Below are 23,438 nucleotides of genomic sequence, written 5' to 3' on the forward strand. Positions count from 1 at the left end.
AATTCTCCTTACAGACCTGGCCGGAAAATCCGCCGGGCATTGTCATCCGCTATTTTGCCAAGCCTGATGGCATCCTGACCGCGCCAGGTCGCAACCTGCCGGACAATATGTGGCAAAAAGCAGGGTTCATTTCGTCGGGATGTCGGTTTTGGATGTAAATCCCGAGGAAGCAAATAGGGCGCATCGGTTTCCAGCAATAAGCGGTCGTCAGGGATGCGTGGCAACAGTGCCCGCAGCGCTAACCCGCGCCGCTCATCGCACACCCAACCGGTAATGCCAATCATCAGCCCGGCGCGCAGACACGCATCCAGCTCATCGCCCGTGCCGGTAAAACAGTGCAATACCACCGCAGGAAGCTTGCCAAGCCAGGGCGTCAGTATCGCCATAAAGCGATCGTGCGCGTCGCGGCAATGCAAAAAAACCGGCAGCGCTTTTTCAGCAGCAAGCGCCAACTGGGCGCTAAACGCCTGCTCTTGCTGCGCGGGGGTAGAAAAATTACGGTTAAAATCGAGCCCGCATTCGCCGATGGCCAGTACCTGCGGCTGCGCGGCCAATTGAAAAATAGCCTCGGCGCTGGTCTCGTCCCAATGGCTCGCATCATGCGGGTGTACCCCAGCGGTTGACCAGCAAAAATCGGGATAATGGCTCGCCAGCACCTGCGCCTGCCGACTCTCTTCAACGTCAGTCCCCGTTAGCAACAACCCTGTGACACCCGCTTCGCGCGCCCGCGCAATCACGTGGTCGCGGTCAGCCTGAAATTGCGGGCTGGTTAAATTCACACCAATATCAAACATCTCTGGCAACTCCGCGCGTTATGTCCAGCAAGGTTTCTTCCGGGCCCAAAAGACAACACCTCCCGAAAGAGGTGTTGCGCTAAACCAGTGTGACATTCTCTGCCACACAACCCTGTCACGATACGCCACCATCAGGAAGACGGCGCGGATTCGTCCATACTCTCATCTTCATCAGGGCGACGACGTTTACCGACGTAGAAACGGGCGAAGAACACGCCGACTTCAAACAGCAGATACATCGGAATCGCCAACAGGGTTTGCGAGAACACATCCGGTGGTGTCAGCAACATCCCGACCACAAATGCGCCTACCAGCACGTAAGGACGCTTCTGCTTGAGTCCTTCCGGCGTGACCACTCCGCTCCAGCACAGCAGCACAATCGCTACCGGAACTTCAAACGACACCCCAAATGCCATAAACAGCGCCATCACGAAATCAAGATAGTTATTGATATCGGTGGCGATCAATACGCCTTTCGGCGCGGTTTGTGCGAAAAAGGCGAACGCCAGTGGAAACACAATAAAATAGGCAAAGGCCATGCCCATATAAAACAACAGGCTACTCGATACCAGCAACGGCATCATCAGCCGACGCTCATGCTTGTACAACGCCGGGGCGATAAATGCCCATACCTGATACAACACCAACGGTGCCGACAAGAACACCGAGACAATCAGCGTCAGTTTAATCGGGGTGAAAAACGGCGAGGCCACATCGGTCGCAATCATGCTGGCACCGACAGGCATCTGTTTTATCAACGGGGCGGAAACGATCTGGTAAATATCGTTAGCGAAATAGATTAACGCCAGAAATACCACCAGTACGCTGATAATGCTGTTTAACAGTCGTTTGCGCAGTTCTATCAAATGACTGATCAGCGGTTGGGTTTGATCAACAGCCATACGTTAACGATCACCAGAAGGTTGGGAAGAAACAGCAGTGACCGACTGCGCAGCGCTCGCTTTAATCTCGACTGCTTTATGTTCAGCGGTATTCTGCACGACGACGTTATGCTCATCCGATGGGCTGGCAGAGACGCCCGGTGCATGGCTCGCCACAAACGCCGATGCCTTGGCACTGTTGGCATCCGGCGCATCAGCAGGCGCTGACGTGACAGCAGACGACGTTTCGGCTTGCTTACCATCACCCATATGCGGCTCTGATAACGGAACATGTTCCGGTAATTCAGTGCCATCCGGTTTAATACTGATGGGGCGTTTTATGGCTTGTGCCGCCTCTTTCAGTTCATCCATCGATGCCTTGAGCTCTGGGGATAAATTCTGCAACTGGCTCGCCTGTTCCACCTTTTTCAGGCTTTCCTGCAATTCCTGTAGTTTCATCTCCTGAGCCAGTTCGTTTTGCACCGTCGATGCCAGCGAACGCAAGGTACGAATCCAGCCCGCCACCGTTCTGACTGCAACCGGCAGACGCTCAGGCCCCAACACCACCAGTGCTATCACAAACACCAGTAACAGTTCACCAAAGCCGATATCAAACACCAGTTACACCCGCTCTTTAGACTGATTTTTCTCTTCCTGACTGCCCTGCGACTTATGCTCCGTCATGGCCTTGGTCGCAAAGTCAGCATCCTGTTGCTGTTTTTCGTCCTGGGTTGCGGGCTGATCATCACTCATCGCTTTTTTGAAGCCTTTAATCGATGCGCCCAGATCGGCACCAAGCGACTTGAGTTTGCCGGTACCGAACAATAAAACCACAATAACCGCTATCAATAACAAACTTGGAAGACTAATACCGCCCATACTGCCTACCTCTTTGTGCAAAAAGGATTCATGTGACGCCTTATCACGATAACACCGCTGATAAAACGCTGATTCAACGTGTACGCCGCCAGCCTATCATCCAGGCGACAAAACCGGCGGCGATGAGCCCGGCAGGGACAATATCCGCCTCGACCTGACTAATCAGTAACGCTGTGCCACTGAGCAACAGCGCCGCCCCGACGCCAAGCAGATAACGAGACTGCCCCTGACGCGTGTGCTGGGTGCGCAGTTCATGGGATAACCTCTCCATATTCTGCTTCAGCATCTTATGCTGGCGTAAGCTGTCATAGAACAACTCTGGGATCTCTGGCAGCTTTTCTGCCCAAAACGGTGCTTTCTCTTTGAATGCCCGCAGCATGGCAGGTAAACCAACCTGGTCTTTTAACCAGGTTTCTAAAAAGGGTTTCGCTGTCTTCCACAAATCCAGTTGTGGGTAGAGCTGGCGGCCAACGCCTTCAATATACAGCAACGTCTTTTGCAACAGCACCAGTTGTGGCTGCACTTCCATATTGAAGCGACGAGCGGTATTAAAGAGGTTCAATAATACATGACCAAAAGAAATTTCTGCTAACGGCTTTTCAAATATCGGCTCGCAGACGGTGCGAATAGCAAATTCGAACTCTTCAACATTTGTATCCTGCGGAACCCAGCCAGAATCGACATGCAGCTCGGCCACACGGCGGTAATCGCGGTTAAAGAAAGCGATAAAATTCTCAGCCAGATAACGCTTATCCTCTTTGTTAAGAGAACCGACAATGCCGCAATCAATACCGATATATTGCGGATCTTCCGGGTGCTCGTAGCTGACAAAGATATTGCCGGGATGCATATCCGCATGGAAAAAGCTGTCGCGAAATACCTGAGTGAAAAACACCTGTACGCCGCGCTCTGCGAGTAGCGGCATGTTCACGCCATGCCGTTTAAGCGCCTCAATATCCGACACCGGTATTCCGTAAATGCGCTCCATAACGAGCACACGCTCGTTACAGTAATCGGAATAGACTTCCGGGACGTACAGCATCGGGCTATTTTCAAAATTTCGCCGCAACTGGATGGCATTGGCCGCTTCTCGCAGCAAATTCAATTCATCCAGCAGCGTTTTTTCATAGTCACGCACCACTTCTCGCGGGCGTAGACGCCGTCCATCAGGCAATAAAATCGGCAGCCAGCCAGCCAGACGATTCATCAGCCTCATATCGGCTTTAATCACCGGCAGAATATCTGGCCGAATCACTTTAATGACGATTGCTTTGCCGGTGCTTTTCAGACGGGCGGTATGTACCTGAGCGATTGAAGCCGATGCCAGCGGTTTGACCTCAAAGTCGTCAAACCAGGTTTCCAGCTTCCCGCCCATCGACGCTTCAATTTGCTGACGGGCACGTTTGCCATCAAACGGCTCAACCTGATCTTGTAACATCGCCAGTTGATCGGCGATGGCCGGAGGGAACAAATCGCGGCGGGTTGACATCATCTGGCCAAACTTAATCCACACCGGCCCCAGTTCCTGCAACGCCAGACGCAGGCGTTCGCCCAGTGGCTTTTCTTTATGGCGATTTGGCATCCAAAACAATAGCTTGCGCCATAAACGCAGCGGTAGCGTCAGTGGAATACGAGGGATAAGCTCATCCAGCCCATAACTCAGCAATACCCCAATAATGCGGTAAAGACGCAATAATTCTCCCGGCGTCATCGCTCCCCCTCAATCCTTGCCAGACGTGCGGCCAGCGCGTCAACCGCTTGATCCAATGCGTCCACCTCACTGGCAAACCAAAGCCCTTCGAGTTTGCCGGGAGATAAACGCCACTCCTCAGTCATTGTTTCTGATAATGCCTGCTGCTGACGCGCGATACCACGAGTGATGCCTTGCACACATCGGCTCGCCACTCGGCTCACGCTCTCTGCGGCAATATCGCCAAGCCAGGGCGACATCCACTGTGCAAAATCGAACTCGGCCATGTCCAGCAGTGAAACGAACTGCTGCATCACCTGAATATCCCCTTCCAGCACCAGATCGCCACTGCGCATCAGCGCCGAAAGTTGCTGGCGATCGCGCAATTTAAGCAGTGCGGGGAGCCGTGTTTGCAACAGACAATCCGGCGACATCGACCACTGATTGACGACGTCAAGACGATACTCAGAGAACACCAGCACCAGCGGGGTCTCAAACTCGGCTACGTCAATACGCAACGTTTTTCCATGCAAACGCTGGCGCGCCGCTTTCATACTGCGGTCACGAAACAAGAGTGAATTCAGTGCCGTTTCCAGCGTTGCCGTCAACACAGGCATTATCAACATAGGCATACCCAACTCAGAATTTAAATCCGCGATGCAGTGCCACAATACCGCTGGTCAGGTTGAAATACTCCACGTTGTCAAAACCGGCCTCAGCCATCATGCCTTTCAACGTTTCCTGATCAGGGTGCATACGGATGGACTCTGCCAGATAGCGATAGCTACCGGCATCACTGGCAACCAGTTCGCCAATGCGCGGCAGCACATGGAAAGAGTAGGCATCGTAGACTTTACTGAGCGCTTTCACCGTCGGTTTGGAAAACTCCAGCACCAACAAACGGCCGCCCGGTTTGAGTACACGGCACATTGAGCGCAACGCCTTTTCTTTATCCGTCACATTACGCAACCCAAAAGAGATAGTGATGCAGTCAAAGAAATTATCAGGGAAGGGGAGCGCTTCAGCATTGGCCTGAACATAGCTGATATTCCCCACTACGCCGTTATTACGCAATTTTTCACGCCCGACCTTCAACATGGACGCATTGATATCCGCCAGCACGACTTCGCCTTCATCGCCGACCAGACGAGAAAATTTCGCCGTCAGGTCGCCAGTACCACCGGCCAAATCCAAAACACGCTGCCCACGGCGCACACCGCTGCATTCAATCGTGAAGCGTTTCCAGATACGGTGAATGCCAAGCGACATCAAATCGTTCATCAGGTCATATTTGGCTGCCACAGAGTGAAACACATTCGCCACCATCGCGGCTTTTTCGTCTCTGGCCACCGTGCGAAAACCAAAGTGTGTCGTTTTGTCTGAATCGTCTGCCATCTTATCCGCCTGCTTGTTCAACTTCAGGAGCCTATTACCTATTAATGGGTAAGGAATATAAACAGCTAGAGAGTGTAACAGACCCGGCCCAAAATCGACCGCCCTTCTTTTCATACCCGCGACGTAACCTGATCGACATCATGCTACTCAATACCGCGTACTGTTGTTATCGCGTCATGCTCACTCTCACCCGGCTCTGGAGCCGTGGGAGAGCCAGATAACGATGACGTCGGGTCATCAGAGGCTAACGTGTCTTCATCAATAACGGGCTGGCTCATCGGCCGTTTAATCTCCACTCCCAGCGCTCGAAAGCCTTCTGCCTGGCTAATCAGGTTGCCGCGCCCTGAGGCCAGCTTTTTCATCGCCTGTCGATATGTGGCCTGCGCTTTATCGAGCCCTTGCCCTAACCCAACCATATCATCAACAAACAGGCGTAATTTGTCATAGAGCCGGGAAGCGCGCTCGGCAATTTGTTGCGCATGACGGCTCTGCTGCTCATAGCGCCACAGGTTATTGATGGTACGTAACGCAACCAGCAATGTCGTTGGGCTAACCAGCATAATATTGTGGCTCAGAGCGTCGGTAATGAGGTCTGGCTGGTGGTTAATCGCCACCAAAAAAGCCGGTTCCACCGGAATAAACATCAACACATAATCCAGCGAACGCAACCCAGGCAACTGCTGATAGTCTTTCGCACCGAGCTGCCGAATATGGCTACGAATCGACAGTAAATGTGCATGTAATGCTGCCTCACGCTCCTGCTCATTCTCTGCATTGAAGTAACGCTCGTAGGCCACCAGCGACATCTTGGCATCAATCACCACATCTTTGCCGTGCGGTAAATGCACCACCACATCCGGTTGCAGGCGATTATTCGCCCCCGTTTTCAGGCTGACCTGCGTGTCATACTCATAGCCTTCGCGCAGCCCCGAACTTTCCAGCACCCGGCTAAGAACCACCTCGCCCCAGTTACCCTGTGCTTTATTATCCCCTTTTAGTGCATTGGTCAGGTTGATGGCTTCCTGCGCCATGCGGGCGTTAAGCTGTTGCAGATTGCGAATTTCATGCGCCAGCGTGTGCCGCTCGCGCGATTCTGCGCCAAAGCTCTCCTGTACCTGACGGCGGAAACCGTCCAGTTGCTCGCGAAGCGGCGTTAGCAATTGCTCCATGCTCTGCTGGTTTTGCCTGTCCACTTTCTGTCCGGTCTGCTCGAAAATACGGTTAGCCAGATTTTCAAACTGGCTGGATAAACGCTGTTCGCTGTTCATCAGCAATCGCTGCTTTTCTTCCGCCGCCAGCCGGGTTTCTTCAAGACGAATGGTGACTTCACGCAGCTCGGCTTCCTGCGCACCGTTAGCCTCGCGCAGGGCGCGCAGTTCTTGATTCAGCAGCGCACACTCATCACGCAGCTCCGCCATCTGGCGCAGTTTCTCTTCATCCGCCGCCCGTTGCGCCTGTAATGTGCGCAGCTCTTGCCCCTGCTGCTCTAGCCGCTGTTGCTGTCGTTGCCCGGATTGTTGAGCGTCAGCCAATGACTGGCGCGTCAGTTCAAGCGCCTGCTGTTGTAACTGTAATTCGGTGTCATGACGTGCCTGACGCTGCTGCTGTCGCAAGCTTGCGATAAGCCACCCCAGCAACATGCCCACCACCGCACCGCCCACACCATAAAACAAGGAGATATCCACACTCGGCCCTATGACTGATGACGCGTTGCGCCAAAGTAAAGCGAGACTGTATATCTGTCCAGAGGTAAGAGAGAAAATCCGCTATCGGCGGGCGTTGTCGATCATAAAATGCGAAGCGCCTTCAGAAAGGCGCAGCCCAAAAAAAGAAACCGGCCCGAAGGCCGGTTTCTTTCACCATAAAGCGTAATCGCCCTAGGTTCAGGCCAGATTTTGCTTCGCGAGCGCAATCGCCTGAGCCACTTGCTGCGGTGAAACACCCCCCTGCGCGGCGCGTTTTTCCAGGCAAGACTGCAACGATAATGCCGGGTACACATCGTCAGCGATGACCGCGCTGAACTGCTGGAGGTCCGCCAGCGACAGCGCTTCCAGCGCTTTACCCTGCCGAATTGCCTCTACCACGGCTTCACCGACGATATGGTGCGCTTCGCGGAATGGCACGCCCTTGGCAACCAGATAATCCGCCAGTTCGGTCGCATTCGCATAGCCTTGCTCGGCCGCCTCCTGGCAACGCGGGCGTTTTACCTGAATACCGTCAAGCACCAGCGCGGCCATCGCCAGGCAGTCGTGCCAGGTATCGAGCGCGTCAAACAGCCCTTCCTTGTCTTCCTGCATATCTTTGTTATAGGCCAGCGGCAAGCCCTTGAGCGTCACCAGCATACCGGCCAGCGCGCCCTGCACCCGGCCACTCTTGCCACGAATCAGCTCCAGCGCGTCCGGGTTCTTTTTCTGCGGCATCAGCGATGAGCCGGAGGTGACACGGTCAGACAGTTCGACAAACGCTGCCTCACCGCTGTTAAAGAAAATCAGATCTTCAGCAAAACGCGACAGGTGAACCATGCCGATAGACGCGTCGGACAGCAGTTCCAGCACGTGGTCGCGGTCAGAGACCGTATCCAGACTGTTGCGGGTGGCAGAGGCAAAGCCCAGCCAACCGGCCAACTGCTCACGGTCTATCGGATATGCGGTGCCCGCCAGCGCGCCACACCCCAGCGGGCTGACGTCCAGACGCTTGAGCGTGTCTGCCAGGCGGCTTTCATCACGCACCAGCATTTCATGATAGGCCAGACACCAGTGGGCAAATGTCACCGGCTGGGCGCGCTGCAAGTGGGTATAACCCGGCATCACCGCATCCTGATTGGCCTCAGCGGTAGCTACCAGTGCCGCGCGCAGGTGACGAATCGCCTGCACCAGCTCGCTCACCTGCTCTTTGCACCACAGTTTCAGATCCGTCGCCACCTGGTCGTTACGGCTGCGTCCGGTATGCAGTTTCTTACCCAGATTGCCGACTTTCTCGATCAGTTTCTGCTCAACCCAGCTATGAATATCTTCCGCATCGCTTTGCAGAATCGCCTCAGGGTCGGCCTGCACTTCTGCCAACAGCGCATTGAGCGCCTGCTCCAGTTGCTGCTGTTCCTGAGCGCTCAGTACGTTCACCGTCACCAGCGCTTTAGACCAGCCGATGGAGCCGATGATGTCCTGCTCCGCCAGACGGTAATCAAACCGCAGTGAATCGTTGAATTGTTTAAAACGCTGATCGGCTGCCTGCGTGAACCGCCCGCCCCACAAAGCCATAACTACACTCCCGGTCTCTCTGATAAAGGCGGGCCGACTCCTGTCAAACCCACCGTTGAACTGCTCGCGTTTTACCGGCGGCTTAGGCCGGAAGAAAGCGTGATAAAGACTGGCCGATTACGCCAGAATACGGGTGCCGATGGACACACCGTTAAACAACGCAGGCAACTGCTCGGCGTGACGCCAGCTGGCGATATCCACCGGACGGCCCAGCGCGCGCGCCGCGTCCAGCGCCGCATTCACTTTCACTATCATGCCATCGGTAATAATGCCCTGCGCAATCAGATCTTCTGCTTTACCGGCGGTCATTTCCGCAATGCGCTGGCCTTTGCCGTCCAGAATGCCGCTGACATCGGACAACAAAATCAAATCCGCGCCCAGCGTCTGCGCCAGTGCGGTAGCCGCCTGGTCGGCATTGACGTTCATCAGCTCACCGCCAACGGTAATGCCGATAGAGCTGATAACCGGCAGATAACCCGCGCCCAGCAGGGTGTTGAGCAGCGCCGGAGAACCCACTTCGGCTTTACCGACATGGCCCAGATCGTCATTCAGCTGTGTCACCACGGTGCTGCCGCCATCGGCCAGGCTCAGGCCCACGGCGTTGATGCCGTGGCGAATCGCCCAGGCCAGCAGCGTTTTGTTGGCGGAGCCCGCCAGCGCGCCGGTAATAATGTCGATTTGATCGGCAGGCGTCACACGCAGGCCGTTTTTCTTCACCACCGGCAGCGACAGTTTCTTCATCAGGTCGTCCACCAGACAACCGCCGCCATGGACGATAACCAGCGGGCGCTGATGTTGCTGACGGTAAGTCACCAGCGCGGTGAACAGGCGCTCCAGCGCCTCTTCGCTATCGAGTAACACGCCACCTAATTTGATAATTAACGGATTCATCGGTCTTTGCGCCTCAGCAGGTCATCAGAGTAAGGATTGGGTTTCAGGGAAACCGAAGCGAATATTCATGCACTGCACCGCCTGTGCCGCCGCACCCTTGAGCAGGTTATCTTCGGTGGCCACCACGATCAGGTGTTCGTCTTGCACCACGAAGCCGATGTCGCAGAACGGCAGCCCCACCACGGATTTCAGTGCCGGGACACCTTTCTCGTATAAGCGCACCAGCGGTTTGTCGTGATAGGCGTTGTGATACGCCTGCGCCACATCCTGCGCACTGACGCCCGCATTCAGGCGACACGTGATGGTGGCCAGAATGCCGCGCGGGAAATTGCCCAGATGCGGGGTGAAAATCACCGGAATGCCAAGATGAGTGGCGATTTCCGGGTGATGGCGGTGATTAAATATGCCATAGGGTTGCAGGCTGACTTCACAGAAGCTGTTGGTCATGCTCGCTTTGCGACCGGCACCGCTGACGCCGCTGGTGGCATCAATCACCGGCCACTGGTTCGGGTTGAGCAATCCGCCTTCTACCAGCGGCTTGAGCGCCAGTTGGGAGGCCGTCGGATAACAGCCCGGCACCGCAATCAGTTGGGCCTGTTTTATCTTCGCCGCCTGCCATTCTGCCAAACCGTACACCGCTTGCGCCAGCCAGTCGGTATGCTGGTGCTCGAAGCCGTAGTAACGGGTATAGAATTCAGGGTCTTGCACGCGATAAGCGCCTGAGAGGTCAAACACGGTGCAACCGGCAGCCAAAAATTGCGGCGCTAAATCGTGGCTCACTTTGTGGTCGGTGGCCAGAAACACCACATCGACGCCTTTGGCGGCTTCAGCCACATCGGTGAGCGGCTGTACCGGCAAATCAACAATGCCTTTAAGCTGAGGATGCAGCTCGGAAATGCGTTTTCCTGCATCAACACTTTGCGCGGAAACCGCCAAAGCGGTTATGTTCATTTGTGGGTGACGGTTCAGGTACAAAGCCAGTTCAGCGCCAGTATAGCCACTTGCACCAACGATCAACGTATTCAGCATGAGTTCGGTATACCTTTATTGCCAGATAGGTGAAACAGGGAGCAGGCTCATCAGCGCAGCTACGCCGTGCACCCACAAAGCCAGAAGAAACGATTATGCGGCAATCTCACCTCGCCGCACAGCTTATGATTTCATTTCGCCTGGCATTATTGTATTTTTATTCACAATAACTGCATGAATATTGATACTATCCTAACCCAGAGGCTGTCAACAGTGAAGATGAATTTACCCCCTTTTATGGAGATCTACCGGGCATTGATCGCCACGCCGTCCATCAGCGCCACCGAGCGCGCGCTGGATCAAAGCAACGAAACCTTAATCAACTTGCTGGCAGGCTGGTTTAGCGATCTGGGTTTTCATGTCGAGGTGGAACCGGTACCGGGCACGTTCAATAAATTCAACCTGCTGGCCCGGCTGGGCGAAGGCAACGGCGGGCTGCTGTTAGCCGGTCACACCGACACGGTGCCATTTGATGATGGCCGTTGGACGCGCGACCCGTTCACCCTGACCGAGCACGACAATAAGCTCTACGGGCTCGGCACCGCCGACATGAAAGGCTTTTTCGCCTTTATTCTTGATGCACTGCGCGATGTGGATGCCAGTAAGCTGACCAAGCCACTGTACATTCTGGCCACCGCCGATGAAGAAACCACCATGGCCGGTGCAAAATATTTCTCTGAATCAACCGGTATTCGCCCGGATTGCGCGATTATCGGCGAACCGACCTCGCTGCAACCGATACGCGCCCACAAAGGCCACATGTCGAACGTGGTACGTATTCAGGGTCAGTCCGGTCACTCCAGCGACCCGTCACGCGGTGTTAACGCCATCGAACTGATGCACGAAGCCATCTCTGAACTGATGGGGCTGCGCAACACGCTCAAAAATCGCTATCACAACCCGGCCTTCCACATTCCTTACCCGACCATGAATTTCGGCCACATTCACGGCGGCGATGCGGCTAACCGCATTTGCGCCTGCTGCGACCTGCATATGGATATCCGCCCGCTGCCGGGCATGACGCTGGGCGATCTGAACGGCCTGCTGAGTGACGCACTGGCCCCGGTCAGTGAGCGCTGGCCGGGCCGCCTGACCATCAGCGAGCTGCACCCGCCAATCCCGGGTTACGAGTGCCCGGCGGATCACCCTCTGGCACAAGCGGTAGAAAATCTGGCCGGCCAGCCGACCGATGTGGTGAATTACTGCACCGAAGCGCCATTTATCCAGCAGTTATGCCCAACGCTGGTGCTCGGCCCCGGCTCCATCAATCAGGCGCATCAGCCGGATGAATTTATCGATATGTCGTTTATCAAACCGACCCGCACGTTGATTACCCAACTGGTGCAGCATTTCTGCCGCGCTTAGACCACCTCCCGGCCCGACATAACCTGTCGGGCTGCCACTTTCCCCCGCGATATTCCCTGTCAGGCTTGCTTTTCTCTGCGCGCTACGATAAGTGTCACTTATCAGCAAGCTTTTGTAATTAAATTTCACAAATTGCCTTTGTACCGCGTAAACAGGTACAACTGTAGGGATTAAATCAGGTTGATTGACGAACAATGGCGAACGTGGCTAGATAATAGACAGTAACCACACCATTTTTGTGTGTAATAAATTTACAAAATCACGAGGCAGGTCAGGGTAACTATGAACGAACAATATTCCGCCATGCGGAGCAATGTCAGCATGTTGGGCAAGCTACTCGGTGACACCATCAAGGATGCGCTGGGAGCGAATATTCTTGAACGTGTTGAAACGATACGCAAATTATCGAAAGCATCACGCGCAGGCAGTGAAACACATCGTCAGGAGCTGTTGACCACCTTACAGAATCTGTCCAATGAGGAGCTGTTGCCGGTCGCCCGCGCGTTTAGCCAGTTTCTTAACCTGACCAATACCGCCGAGCAGTACCACAGCATTTCACCGCATGGTGAGGCCGCCAGTAACCCGGAAGCGCTGGCAACCGTATTTCGCAACCTGAAAAGCCGCGACACATTAAGCGAGAAAGATATTCGTGATGCGGTCGAATCGCTGTCTATTGAGCTGGTGCTGACCGCGCACCCAACCGAAATCACCCGCCGCACGCTGATTCATAAACTGGTCGAGGTGAATACCTGCCTCAAGCAGCTCGACCACGATGACCTGGCCGACTACGAACGCCATCAGATAATGCGCCGTCTGCGCCAGTTGATTGCCCAGTATTGGCATACCGATGAAATCCGTAAAATCCGCCCGACGCCGGTGGATGAAGCCAAGTGGGGCTTTGCGGTGGTGGAAAATAGCCTCTGGGAAGGGGTGCCAGCGTTCCTGCGCGAACTTGACGAGCAGATGGACAAGGAGCTTGGCTACCGCCTGCCGGTGAATTCCGTCCCGGTGCGCTTTACGTCGTGGATGGGCGGCGACCGTGATGGCAACCCGAATGTCACCTCGGACATCACCCGCCACGTGCTGCTGTTGAGCCGCTGGAAAGCCGCCGACCTGTTCTTGCGCGATGTGCAGGTGCTGGTGTCTGAACTGTCCATGACCACCTGTACGCCAGAGCTGCAACAGTTAGCGGGCGGCGATGCGGTGCAGGAGCCGTACCGCGAGCTGATGAAGGCACTGCGCACACGCCTGAATATTACGCTCGAATACCTTGATGCGCGTCTGAAAGGCGAGCATGTCGTCGCGCCGAAAGAGTTGCTGGTCAATAATGATCAACTCTGGGAGCCGCTGTATGCCTGTTACCAGTCACTGCATGCCTGCGGCATGGGCATCATCGCCGATGGCCAGTTGCTCGATACGCTGCGCCGCGTGCGCTGCTTTGGCGTGCCGCTGGTGCGCATTGATGTGCGTCAGGAAAGCACCCGTCACACCGAGGCTGTGGCGGAAATCACCCGCTATCTGGGGCTGGGCGATTACGAGAGTTGGTCTGAGTCCGACAAGCAGGCGTTTTTGATTCGCGAGCTCAACTCCAAACGTCCGTTGCTGCCGCGCCAGTGGGAACCGAGCGCCGATACGCTCGAAGTGCTGGAAACCTGCCGGGTGATTGCCGAAACCCCGCGCGACTCCATCGCCGCCTACGTCATTTCGATGGCGCGTACCCCGTCGGATGTGCTGGCGGTACATCTGCTGCTCAAAGAAGCCGGTTGCCCTTACGCGCTGCCGGTGGCTCCGCTGTTTGAAACCCTTGATGACCTCAACAATGCCGACAGCGTGATGACCCAGTTGCTGAATATTGACTGGTATCGCGGCTTTATTCAGGGCAAACAGATGGTGATGATTGGCTATTCCGACTCCGCCAAAGACGCCGGGGTGATGGCCGCGTCCTGGGCGCAGTACCGGGCGCAGGATGCGCTGATCAAAACCTGTGAGAAGTACGGCATTGCCCTGACGCTGTTCCACGGGCGCGGCGGTTCGATTGGCCGTGGCGGTGCCCCCGCGCACGCCGCTCTGCTTTCTCAACCGCCGGGCAGCCTGAAGGCGGGCCTGCGCGTCACCGAACAAGGCGAGATGATCCGCTTTAAATTCGGCTTGCCGGAAGTCACCATCAGCAGCCTGTCGCTGTATACCTCGGCGATTCTCGAGGCCAACCTGCTGCCGCCGCCGGAGCCAAAACAGGAGTGGTGCCAGATTATGGATGAGCTCTCGCTCATCTCGTGTGACATGTATCGGGGTTATGTGCGTGAAAACCCTGACTTTGTGCCTTATTTCCGCGCCGCCACGCCGGAGCTGGAACTGGGCAAATTGCCGCTCGGCTCACGCCCGGCCAAACGTCGGCCAAACGGCGGCGTGGAGAGCCTGCGCGCCATTCCGTGGATTTTCGCCTGGACGCAAAACCGCCTGATGCTACCCGCCTGGCTCGGTGCCGGTGCCGCATTGCAGAAAGTGATTGATGACGGCCAGCAAAACCAGCTCGAAGCCATGTGCCGCGACTGGCCGTTCTTCTCTACGCGCATCGGGATGCTGGAGATGGTGTTTGCCAAAGCCGACCTGTGGCTGGCGGAGTATTACGACCAGCGGCTGGTGGAGAAATCCCTCTGGTCGCTGGGCAAACAGCTGCGTGAGCAACTGGCAAAAGACATCAAAGCGGTGCTCACTATCTCCAACGATGACCACCTGATGGCTGACCTACCGTGGATTGCCGAATCCATCGCGCTGCGTAACGTCTACACGGACCCGCTCAACGTACTTCAGGCCGAGCTGCTGCACCGTTCACGCCAGCAAGACACGTTAGATCCGCAAGTCGAACAAGCATTAATGGTGACGATTGCCGGTGTCGCCGCCGGGATGCGTAACACAGGCTAATCGCCCACGCCCCGCCTGGCCATGCGCCCGGCGGGGCGCTTTCCCGCATTACTCCAGATACGCCGCTTGCAGCGCTGCACAGGCGCTGGCATCCAGCCCATAATCCTGCGCCAGCCAGTTATTCACCGAGCCATGTTTTTCACGGATGGCACGCAGCGCCGTCAGCAAAAATTCCTCACGCGCGGAAAGCACGAAATCAAAGCGCGCCAGGGCTTTTTCACTCAGGTTAGCCGCTAAATCTTCGAGCAGCTGGCGACGAAAAGGTGTCAGGGTTGACTCCGTCACCAGATAGTCCTCCATCACCGTGTGCTCATCAGCACCCAGCGCAAACAGCACCAGCGCCGAGCCAATACCGGTTCTGTCTTTCCCCACCGCGCAATGCTGCACCAGCGCACCGTCATCAGGCTGGCGTAACAGCGCCACCAAATGCTGATACGCCGGATTGCCAAACGGCAGGCAGCGATACAACTCCAACATGAACGCTTGCGAATCAAAGGATTCAAGCGTCTGTGACCCCAGCGTTTCCAGGCTGGCAGTCACTTCATGGCGCAGCGGATTGGCGGGCACCTGATGATAACGCGCCCCTTGCCACAGCTTATCCGGGCGCAGCGAGGCCTCTTGCTGGTCACGATAATCCACCACGTGCGCCACCGGAACACCGGCAAGGTGCGCCATATCACGCGCACTCAGCATGTCGAGCGCACCGGAGCGAAACAGCCGCCCTCGCCGCACCTGCCGCCCGTCGCTGACCCGAATGCCGCCCAAGTCGCGAAAATTGACGCCACCGTCAAGCGGCAGCACTGAAGGATGCAGTAAGGAAGTTAACGTCATGTTTTACCCTGTTATTATCAGTTCAGGTATCGGGGTTTTGGCCGCGCCAGCACTCGCTCAGGCGCACAGGTATTATTCAATTCGTGCATTAAATTAGCATGAAGGGCGGAAAAAACAGGGGCAATCGATGGGAGACATGCAAACAGGCAGAGCGCCGTCACAGGCCACGATAGAAAAACACATCGTGGCCTGCCGATACAACGGTGTCTTACAACGGCGTCTTATACTGCGTCGCTCAGTAACTGGCGGGCCGCCGCCAGCACCACGTTAACAGAAGCGTGTTCTGCTTTTTGCATGGTGGCGGTATCAGGAATTTCCTGCTGGGTGCGATTGACGATGACCCCTGCCACCATTCCGGCGCGCAGCCCCTGGCTGGCACACATCGTCAGCAGCGTGGCGGATTCCATTTCATAGTTCAGCACCCCCATGCTCTGCCACTCTTTCATCGAGCCCTGGAAACGGCTGACTACCCGGCCTGAGTAGGTGTCGTAACGCTCCTGACCCGGATAGAACGTATCTGACGATGCCGTCACGCCGACATGCAGCGTCGCACCGGCGTCACGCGCCGCCTGTGCCAGCGCGCTGGTGCAAGCGAAATCGGCCACCGCCGGGAATTCCAGCGGCGCAAAGTGCAGGCTGGCTCCGTCAAGGCGCACCGCCGCCGTTGTCACCAGCACATCACCCACCGCAATGTGCGGCTGGATAGCACCGGTGGTGCCAACGCGCAGGAACGTGCGCACGCCCAGTTGCGCCAACTCTTCAACCGCAATCGATGTAGAAGGGCCGCCAATACCGGTCGAGCAGACAACCACCGGTTTGCCTGCCAGTTCAGCGCGCCAGGAGGTAAACTCCCGATGCGAGGCCAGAAACACCGGGTTTTCCATCAGCCGGGCAATTTTCTCAACGCGGGCCGGATCGCCGGGCACAATCGCCAGCGTCGCGCCATGCAAATCTTGCTTGGTTAAACCGAGATGAAATACATCAGACATATATGCCTCCAGACAAACGCTCAGGTACGTTGTCATCTTAGCGCACAGCCACAGGCCAATTAAGTGAGGCATATCGCTGATTGGAAAGTAACAAATAGACTTTTACATTATTTTAGTGATGGAAATCACAATTTAAGCGGTAATCATGGCGCAAAGCACAGAGAGCGATGCCTGAATCCTCAGTCTTCGCCATACCTGACATGCCAGCATCACTGACTCACACACGCGGGCTCACCCGCTGACAGGAGGAAAGCCATGAATTCCGATGAGCAACTGACATCCCACCCCCTATCCCCCGGCTTTGCGAAAGCGGCCGAGCCTACGGCGGCAGGCGCTATCATTACCGACGCCACCGGGCTGACCTGCGGTGAAACCACCCTGACAACGCAGGGAGAAGCGCTGCCGATTTACTTTGCTAAACCGCAACGCACCGATGGCCGGCTCCCGATCGTTTTGGTGGTACAAGAGATCTTCGGCGTGCATGAATATATCCGTGATGTATGCCGACGGCTGGCGCAGCAAGGCTATCTGGCGATTGCGCCGGAACTCTATTTTCGCCAAGGCAACCCGCAGCAATACCATGATATTCCAACGCTAATGGCCGAACTGGTGAGCAAGGTGCCAGACCATCAGGTTCTGGGCGATCTTGACCATAGCGTACACTGGGCGGTGCAGCAGGGTGGCGATGCCGCACGTCTGGCGATCACCGGGTTTTGTTGGGGTGGGCGCATCAGTTGGTTGTATGCCGCGCATAACCCACAGCTGAAAGCGGCGGTCGCCTGGTATGGCAAACTGGTCGCGGACAAAACGCTCACCTCGCCACGCCATCCGGTTGATATCGCCCCCGCATTAATAGCGCCAGTGCTGGGCCTGTATGGTGGGCAGGACGGCAGCATTGGGCCAGAACAGGTCGATGCCATGCGCCAGGCGTTGCAGGCAAGCCGTGTCGATACGGACATCATCGTCTATGCCGATGCCGGGCACGCTTTCCACTCCGATTACCGCGCCAGCTACCACGACGCCTCAGCCAAAGATGGCTGGCAACGCATGCTGGCCTGGTTTGCCCGCTACGGCGTGGTGCCATTCCACCGATAAAGCGAAAAGAAAAAATAAGGGAGACACTATTGTCTCCCTTACACCATCGTCTCCCTTGCTTTTTCAGGGGGTGATGCGGAACGTCCCAGCCCTGTGTCATATCCTGTGGTTCACGTGCATCCTGTCATCCTTTGCGCCATTCCCCATCACCGTTTTCGGCTGACTTATTCCGCTGTTTCACGCAGGCGTTTGGCCGCCGTCACCATGTTCGCCAGTGACTGGCGGGTTTCCGGCCAGCCGCGCGTTTTCAGGCCGCAGTCCGGGTTCACCCACAGGCGCTCTGCCGGAATACGCTGGGCCGCTTTGCGCAGCAGTGCTTCAATCCATTCAACACTCGGTACGTTCGGCGAGTGAATGTCATACACGCCGGGGCCGATTTCATTCGGGTATTCGAACTCTTCAAACGACTCCAGCAGCTCCATATCAGAACGTGAAGTTTCGATGGTGATCACGTCCGCATCCAGTGCCGCAATCGAATCCATGATGTCGTTGAATTCGCAATAACACATGTGGGTGTGGATTTGCGTATCGTCTTGCGCCACCGCCGCATTCAGGCGGAACGCATCCACCGCCCATTCCAGATAAGCCGCCCAGTCAGAACGGTGCAGCGGCAGCCCTTCACGCAGCGCCGGTTCGTCAATCTGGATGATGCCGATACCGGCCGCTTCCAGATCCGCCACTTCATCACGCAGCGCCAGAGCAATCTGTTTGGCAATGGTTTCACGGCTGACATCTTCACGCGGGAATGACCAGCACAAAATCGTGACCGGGCCGGTCAACATGCCTTTTACCGGCTTGCTGGTCAGTGATTGTGCATATTTTGCCCACTCCACCGTAATCGCTTCGGGGCGGCTGATGTCGCCAATCACCACCGGCGGTTTCACGCAGCGTGAACCGTAGCTCTGCACCCACCCGTTCTGGGTAAAGACGAAACCGTCGAGATGCTCGCCAAAATACTCCACCATGTCGTTACGCTCGGCTTCGCCGTGTACTAACACATCCAGCTCCAGTCGCTCTTGTTCCACAATCGCCTGTTTGATGTGCCCGGCGATGCCGGTACGGTAGTTTTGACCGTCCAGACGACCTTGTTTGAAATCCAGCCGCAGGCCGCGAATTTCGCTGGTTTGCGGGAATGAACCAATCGTGGTGGTCGGCCAGGCGGGCAGTTTGAAGCGCGCACGCTGCGCTTCGGCACGCACCGGATACGGGTGCTGACGCTGGCTGTCTTGCGCGGTGATCGCCGCCAGACGCTGCGCCACTTCCGGGTTATTCACCCGGGTCGATGTCTGGCGGGCGCGGATCGGTGCGCTATAGGCCACCAGCTCATCGCCATTGCCGCTGTTAAGCGCCTTGGTCAACAACGCCAGTTCCTGACACTTCTGAATCGCAAACGCGAACCAGCTTTTTACTTCGTCATCCAGACGGGTTTCCACACTGAGATCAATCGGGCTGTGCAGCAGCGAGCAAGAACTGCCCAGCCACAGGGTGCGTTTGCCGAGCAGCGGTTGCAGGCGCTCAAACCAGCTCGCCAGGTCGGCACGCCAGACGTTACGGCCATTGATAACACCGAGTGACAATACCCAGTCAGCCGGTAACTGCGCATTGAGCGTGGCAGCGTCATCTTTACCATGCACCAAATCGACATGCAGCCCCTGCACCGGCAGCGCCTTGATAACATCCAGATTCTGGCTGATGCTGTCGAAATAGGTGGTCAGCAGCAGTTTGCTATGGCCTTGCAGCGCAGCGTAAGCCGGTTTCAATGCTGCTTTCCATTCAGCATCCAGCTCCAGCGCCAGCAACGGCTCATCAATCTGTACCCATTCAATGCCGCGTTTGGCCAGTTCCGCCAGCACTTGCTGATAAACCGGCAGAATGGCACTAAGCAGCTCAAGGCGGTTAAACGCCTCGCCTTTGACTTTACCCAGCCACAGATAGGTCACAGGGCCGAGCAGCACCGGTTTCACCTTGTGGCCCAGCGCCAGCGCTTCGTCTACTTCATCAAGCAGTTGCGTCCAGGTCAGCCTGAACGACTGGCCTTTGGTGAATTCCGGCACCATGTAGTGATAGTTGGTGTTAAACCATTTGGTCATTTCTGCCGCCGCTGCGGGCTCACCGGTCGGTGCGCGGCCACGGCCAATACGGAACAGAGTATCGAGATTTACTGCGCCGTCAGCGCTCTGATGGCGGGCCGGGACATTGCCCAGCAGCAAGCTGGTGGTCAGCACATGATCGTACCAGGCAAAATCGCCCACCGGCAGCAACTCAACGCCTGCGTCTTTCTGTTGTTGCCAGTGACGCGTGCGTAACTCACGCCCTACAGCCAGCAGTTCATCCTGAGTGCTGTTACCCGCCCAATAGCTTTCCTGTGCTTTTTTTAGTTCACGACGCAGACCGACGCGCGGGAAACCGAGAGTGTGATTGATAATTGCCATGCCTGAATCCTCATTTAGCCGTCCAGATGTTTACACATCCATAATCCGCAGGTAGTGTAGTGAGCACAAGCGCAATTTATTCACTGTCACTGTGAAGGACTCTCATGATCGAACTTAAACACTTACGGACACTGCAGGCGCTGCGTAACACCGGATCGTTAGCCGCCGCCGCCGCCCAGCTTCATCAAACGCAGTCAGCGTTGTCACACCAGTTCAGCGACCTGGAACAACGTCTGGGATTTCGCCTATTCGTTCGTAAGAGCCAGCCGCTGCGCTTCACACCGCAGGGGGACATTCTGTTGCAGTTGGCCGAACAGATCCTGCCGCAAATTCAACAGGCGCTACAGGCCTGTAATGAACCGCATCAAACAACGCTGCGACTGGCTATCGAATGCCTACAGTTGTATTCAGTGGCTCACGCCCGCGCTGGAGAATTTCCACCAAAGCTGGCCACAGGTGGCGATGGATTTTAAATCCGGCGTGACGTTCGACCCACAGCCTGCGCTCCAGCAAGGCGAGCTGGACCTGGTGATGACCTCCGATATTCTGCCGCGCAGCGGCCTGCATTATTCGCCGATGTTTGACTTCGAGGTGCGGCTGGTGCTGGCTCCTGACCACCCGCTGGCCAACCGTGAAGTCATTTCGCCTGAAGATTTGGCGCAAGAAACGCTGATGATTTACCCGGTGCAGCGCCAGCGGCTCGATGTCTGGCGTCATTTTCTGCAACCGGCAGGCGTCAGCCCCTCGCTGAAAAGCGTCGATAACACATTGCTGTTAATTCAGATGGTTTCGGCGCGCATGGGCATTGCCGCGCTGCCGCACTGGGTGGTGGAGAGTTTTGAACGCCAGGGGCTGGTGGTGACGAAAACGCTGGGCGAAGGCTTGTGGAGCCGGCTGTACGCTGCGGTGCGCGATGGTGAGCAGCGCCAGCCGGTCATTGAGGCGTTTATTCGTTCTGCCCGCCAGCATGCCTGTGCGCATCTGCCGTTTGTGCGTGACGCTTCACGACCCAGCGCTGGTGTACCCATAGTGCGACCACAATAACCGCACTGCCCAGCATAAAGCGGCTCCAGTCCGGCGTTTTCTGCCAAAACGCGAAGTTGACCAGTAGCCCGGCCGGTACGTGAAAGTTGTTCATAATACTGAGCGTACCGGCATCAACCTGCGTCGCGCCGTAATTCCACATAAAATAGCCAAGCCCGGATACCACCACGCCAAGGAACACCAGCACCTGCCACTGTACTGTCGTCGCAGGCAGTTTTGCCATATTGCCAAACAGCCCCCAGGCTATCAGTGTCACCAATGCCGCCCCGAGGTAAAACCAGGAAAACGCGCTGTGCTGCGGCATCGGGTGCAGCTCCATCAGGCGCTTATAACCAACCTGACCGACGGCAAAACAGACGTTGGCCGCCTGCACCAGTAACAGCCCCCACCAGAAGTGATCGCTCACGCCGTGGTAATGGATAATCGCCGCGCCCAGCACCGCCAGCAGCGCGCTAAACGCATAGCCCCAGCGCAAGCGCCTGCCGCTTAACAGATCATAAATCAACGTCACGTAAAGCGGCGTCATCACTGAGAACAGCAACACGGAGGGAACATTCAGATAGAGGTAACTGCGAAAGAAAAACAGATACATAATGCCAAGCTGGAAGGCACCGACCAGTAAATACAGCCCCAGCACTTTGGGGGAATAACCACGCCAGCGCAAAAAAGGCAGGAACACCAGCGCCGCCAGCACCAGACGAAACATCGCCGAGAACCAGCTATCGACCTGGCCTGCCAGGTATTCGCCAATCAGACTAAAAGAAAACGCCCACAAAATTGTGGTAATGATTAATAACGGCACGGTGTGGCTCGCTCCATATCCATAACACGCAACGGGTGCAGCATTGTAGTCGAGTTACACGGCTGAATTTTCGTCAAGATGGTTTACATCAGAGCAAAAAAAGCGCACTCAGCCACTCAGAATTGCCAACGCAGCCAGGCGAAAAACACAATTGCCGTTATTGTGCGAACCAGAGAAAGATGGCCTGAAACGGCAGGTGCTGAGGCACATCCGCACATCAACAGACAGCCTGCCCTTATCCGGCAGGCGTCAAACAAGACGTCAGAGCCCCAGCGTCAAATCCCGTCGCCGTCTTCAAAGCCGCGCAGCGAGCCGTTGAAGTATTGATCCATATCCAGCGACGGTTTATCACTCTCCGGGCGGCCCACAATCCGCGCGGGCACACCGGCTGCGGTGGTATGTGGCGGCACCGGTTGTAACACCACGGAACCCGCGCCGATTTTCGCCCCACAACCGACTTCGATATTACCGAGGATTTTGGCTCCTGCGCCAATCATCACCCCTTCACGAATTTTCGGGTGACGGTCGCCATTGGTTTTGCCGGTTCCCCCGAGCGTGACGGATTGCAGAATGGAGACATCGTTTTCCACCACCGCCGTTTCACCGATGACGATGCCGGTTGCGTGGTCGAGCATAATGCCGCAACCAATGCGGGCGGCAGGATGAATATCCACACCGAACGAGACAGAAATTTGATTTTGCAGATAAATCGCCAGCGCCCGACGGTCTTGCTGCCACAGCCAGTGGCCGATGCGATAAGCCTGCAACGCGTGAAACCCTTTCAGGTACAACAGCGGCGTGGAGTATTTATCCACCGCCGGGTCACGCAGGCGCACCGCCATAATATCGCGGGCGGCAGAGGCAATCATTTGCGGGTCGGCGCGATACGCCTCTTCCACGACCTCACGAATGGCAATCGCGGGCATGATGGCATTCGCCAGTTTGTTGGCGAGCATATAGCTTAAGGCACTGCCCAGGTTCTCATGTTTTAACAGCGTCGCGTGAAAGAAGCTGGCCAGCATCGGTTCGCAGTCCGCCAGGCTGCGCGCCTCATCTTTAATGTGTTTCCAGACCAGTTCCAGCTCATCATTCGACATTGCGCTACCTCGTTGAAAAACCGTTAATCCACCGCTTTAACTTTT

19 protein-coding genes and 1 pseudogene are annotated in these 23,438 nt (G+C 56.1%); 4 read left to right on the top strand and 16 right to left on the bottom strand.

Features of this window, described 5'->3' with window-relative positions; genetic code table 11:
• Window positions 1–8: 8 nt before the first annotated feature.
• From tatD to argC, 11 genes are all read right to left on the bottom strand, one after another.
• On the bottom strand, window positions 9–794 hold the full coding sequence (gene tatD / locus O1Q98_RS10440) for a 3'-5' ssDNA/RNA exonuclease TatD (RefSeq protein WP_125261018.1): 786 nt from the start codon (window positions 792–794) through the stop codon (window positions 9–11).
• Between the two features lie 131 nt (window positions 795–925).
• Window positions 926–1,696 carry a Sec-independent protein translocase subunit TatC gene (gene tatC, locus O1Q98_RS10445; RefSeq protein ID WP_125261019.1) on the bottom strand — a complete coding sequence of 257 codons (771 nt, stop codon included), beginning with the start codon at window positions 1,694–1,696 and terminating at the stop codon, window positions 926–928.
• A gap of 3 nt (window positions 1,697–1,699) precedes the next feature.
• Complete coding sequence (gene tatB, locus O1Q98_RS10450) at window positions 1,700–2,293, bottom strand: Sec-independent protein translocase protein TatB (RefSeq protein WP_125261020.1); 594 nt, start codon at window positions 2,291–2,293, stop codon at window positions 1,700–1,702.
• Window positions 2,294–2,296: 3 nt separating this feature from the next.
• Window positions 2,297–2,554 carry a Sec-independent protein translocase subunit TatA gene (gene tatA / locus O1Q98_RS10455; protein ID WP_125261213.1) on the bottom strand — a complete coding sequence of 86 codons (258 nt, stop codon included), beginning with the start codon at window positions 2,552–2,554 and terminating at the stop codon, window positions 2,297–2,299.
• Between the two features lie 73 nt (window positions 2,555–2,627).
• Window positions 2,628–4,265 (bottom strand): ubiquinone biosynthesis regulatory protein kinase UbiB, encoded by a 1,638-nt coding sequence (ubiB, locus tag O1Q98_RS10460; RefSeq protein ID WP_125261021.1) that lies wholly within the window; start codon window positions 4,263–4,265, stop codon window positions 2,628–2,630.
• Window positions 4,262–4,870, bottom strand: coding sequence for a ubiquinone biosynthesis protein UbiJ (gene ubiJ, locus O1Q98_RS10465; RefSeq protein ID WP_125261022.1), 609 nt, complete (start codon window positions 4,868–4,870; stop codon window positions 4,262–4,264). The genes ubiB and ubiJ overlap by 4 nt, the downstream gene beginning before the upstream one ends.
• A 13-nt stretch (window positions 4,871–4,883) precedes the next feature.
• Window positions 4,884–5,639, bottom strand: a complete 756-nt coding sequence (gene ubiE / locus O1Q98_RS10470) for a bifunctional demethylmenaquinone methyltransferase/2-methoxy-6-polyprenyl-1,4-benzoquinol methylase UbiE (RefSeq protein WP_125261023.1) — start codon at window positions 5,637–5,639, stop codon at window positions 4,884–4,886.
• A gap of 143 nt (window positions 5,640–5,782) precedes the next feature.
• Window positions 5,783–7,324, bottom strand: a complete 1,542-nt coding sequence (gene rmuC, locus O1Q98_RS10475; RefSeq protein ID WP_125261024.1) for a DNA recombination protein RmuC — start codon at window positions 7,322–7,324, stop codon at window positions 5,783–5,785.
• Between the two features lie 198 nt (window positions 7,325–7,522).
• Window positions 7,523–8,896 (bottom strand): argininosuccinate lyase, encoded by a 1,374-nt coding sequence (gene argH, locus O1Q98_RS10480; protein ID WP_125261025.1) that lies wholly within the window; start codon window positions 8,894–8,896, stop codon window positions 7,523–7,525.
• A 117-nt stretch (window positions 8,897–9,013) separates the two neighbouring features.
• Window positions 9,014–9,787 (bottom strand): acetylglutamate kinase, encoded by a 774-nt coding sequence (gene argB, locus O1Q98_RS10485; RefSeq protein ID WP_125261026.1) that lies wholly within the window; start codon window positions 9,785–9,787, stop codon window positions 9,014–9,016.
• A gap of 24 nt (window positions 9,788–9,811) precedes the next feature.
• Window positions 9,812–10,816: an N-acetyl-gamma-glutamyl-phosphate reductase gene (gene argC / locus O1Q98_RS10490; RefSeq protein WP_125261027.1), complete on the bottom strand. Its 1,005-nt coding sequence runs from the start codon at window positions 10,814–10,816 to the stop codon at window positions 9,812–9,814.
• Between the two features lie 213 nt (window positions 10,817–11,029).
• On the opposite strand from argC, the gene argE reads away from it, so the two are divergent.
• Together argE and ppc are read left to right on the top strand one after the other, a co-directional pair.
• The gene (gene argE / locus O1Q98_RS10495) at window positions 11,030–12,181 is read left to right on the top strand and encodes an acetylornithine deacetylase (RefSeq protein WP_125261028.1); all 1,152 of its coding nucleotides are present in this window, start codon (window positions 11,030–11,032) and stop codon (window positions 12,179–12,181) included.
• A 282-nt stretch (window positions 12,182–12,463) separates the two neighbouring features.
• Window positions 12,464–15,103, top strand: a complete 2,640-nt coding sequence (gene ppc, locus O1Q98_RS10500; RefSeq protein WP_125261029.1) for a phosphoenolpyruvate carboxylase — start codon at window positions 12,464–12,466, stop codon at window positions 15,101–15,103.
• A 48-nt stretch (window positions 15,104–15,151) separates the two neighbouring features.
• Here the strand turns inward: ppc and O1Q98_RS10505 are convergent, their stop codons facing one another.
• Entirely contained in the window at window positions 15,152–15,934 is a 783-nt protein-coding gene (locus tag O1Q98_RS10505; RefSeq protein WP_125261030.1) for a tyrosine-protein phosphatase, read from the bottom strand.
• A 221-nt stretch (window positions 15,935–16,155) separates the two neighbouring features.
• Entirely contained in the window at window positions 16,156–16,923 is a 768-nt protein-coding gene (gene udp, locus O1Q98_RS10510) for a uridine phosphorylase (RefSeq protein ID WP_125261031.1), read from the bottom strand.
• Between the two features lie 255 nt (window positions 16,924–17,178).
• Here udp and O1Q98_RS10515 point away from each other — a divergent pair, with 255 nt between their 5' ends.
• On the top strand, window positions 17,179–18,018 hold the full coding sequence (locus O1Q98_RS10515) for a dienelactone hydrolase family protein (RefSeq protein WP_125261032.1): 840 nt from the start codon (window positions 17,179–17,181) through the stop codon (window positions 18,016–18,018).
• 164 nt (window positions 18,019–18,182) lie between these two features.
• On the opposite strand, the gene metE is transcribed toward O1Q98_RS10515, so the two are convergent.
• Window positions 18,183–20,450 carry a 5-methyltetrahydropteroyltriglutamate--homocysteine S-methyltransferase gene (gene metE, locus O1Q98_RS10520; RefSeq protein ID WP_125261033.1) on the bottom strand — a complete coding sequence of 756 codons (2,268 nt, stop codon included), beginning with the start codon at window positions 20,448–20,450 and terminating at the stop codon, window positions 18,183–18,185.
• Between the two features lie 104 nt (window positions 20,451–20,554).
• Between metE and metR the strand changes: the two are divergent.
• Window positions 20,555–21,494 (top strand): annotated as a pseudogene (gene metR, locus O1Q98_RS10525) (HTH-type transcriptional regulator MetR).
• Here the strand turns inward: metR and O1Q98_RS10530 are convergent.
• Together O1Q98_RS10530 and cysE are read right to left on the bottom strand one after the other, a co-directional pair.
• Window positions 21,397–22,296 carry a carboxylate/amino acid/amine transporter gene (locus tag O1Q98_RS10530; RefSeq protein WP_125261035.1) on the bottom strand — a complete coding sequence of 300 codons (900 nt, stop codon included), beginning with the start codon at window positions 22,294–22,296 and terminating at the stop codon, window positions 21,397–21,399. The pseudogene metR and the gene O1Q98_RS10530 overlap by 98 nt on opposite strands.
• A gap of 275 nt (window positions 22,297–22,571) precedes the next feature.
• Window positions 22,572–23,393, bottom strand: coding sequence for a serine O-acetyltransferase (cysE, locus tag O1Q98_RS10535; RefSeq protein WP_125261036.1), 822 nt, complete (start codon window positions 23,391–23,393; stop codon window positions 22,572–22,574).
• Window positions 23,394–23,438: the final 45 nt, after the last annotated feature.

Source organism: Dickeya lacustris, from assembly GCF_029635795.1.
Lineage (GTDB): Bacteria > Pseudomonadota > Gammaproteobacteria > Enterobacterales > Enterobacteriaceae > Dickeya > Dickeya lacustris.

Bases quoted from the DNA above. Each gene is read 5' to 3' on its own strand.
- metE (WP_125261033.1), bottom strand. From the start codon at position 20,450: ATGGCAATTATCAATCACACTCTCGGTTTCCCGCGCGTCGGTCTGCGT.
- ppc (WP_125261029.1), top strand. From the start codon at position 12,464: ATGAACGAACAATATTCCGCCATGCGGAGCAATGTCAGCATGTTGGGC.
- O1Q98_RS10515 (WP_125261032.1), top strand. From the start codon at position 17,179: ATGAATTCCGATGAGCAACTGACATCCCACCCCCTATCCCCCGGCTTT.
- argC (WP_125261027.1), bottom strand. From the start codon at position 10,816: ATGCTGAATACGTTGATCGTTGGTGCAAGTGGCTATACTGGCGCTGAA.
- ubiE (WP_125261023.1), bottom strand. From the start codon at position 5,639: ATGGCAGACGATTCAGACAAAACGACACACTTTGGTTTTCGCACGGTG.
- tatC (WP_125261019.1), bottom strand. From the start codon at position 1,696: ATGGCTGTTGATCAAACCCAACCGCTGATCAGTCATTTGATAGAACTG.
- O1Q98_RS10505 (WP_125261030.1), bottom strand. From the start codon at position 15,934: ATGACGTTAACTTCCTTACTGCATCCTTCAGTGCTGCCGCTTGACGGT.
- ubiJ (WP_125261022.1), bottom strand. From the start codon at position 4,870: ATGTTGATAATGCCTGTGTTGACGGCAACGCTGGAAACGGCACTGAAT.
- tatD (WP_125261018.1), bottom strand. From the start codon at position 794: ATGTTTGATATTGGTGTGAATTTAACCAGCCCGCAATTTCAGGCTGAC.
- udp (WP_125261031.1), bottom strand. From the start codon at position 16,923: ATGTCTGATGTATTTCATCTCGGTTTAACCAAGCAAGATTTGCATGGC.
- cysE (WP_125261036.1), bottom strand. From the start codon at position 23,393: ATGTCGAATGATGAGCTGGAACTGGTCTGGAAACACATTAAAGATGAG.
- ubiB (WP_125261021.1), bottom strand. From the start codon at position 4,265: ATGACGCCGGGAGAATTATTGCGTCTTTACCGCATTATTGGGGTATTG.
- tatA (WP_125261213.1), bottom strand. From the start codon at position 2,554: ATGGGCGGTATTAGTCTTCCAAGTTTGTTATTGATAGCGGTTATTGTG.
- argH (WP_125261025.1), bottom strand. From the start codon at position 8,896: ATGGCTTTGTGGGGCGGGCGGTTCACGCAGGCAGCCGATCAGCGTTTT.
- argB (WP_125261026.1), bottom strand. From the start codon at position 9,787: ATGAATCCGTTAATTATCAAATTAGGTGGCGTGTTACTCGATAGCGAA.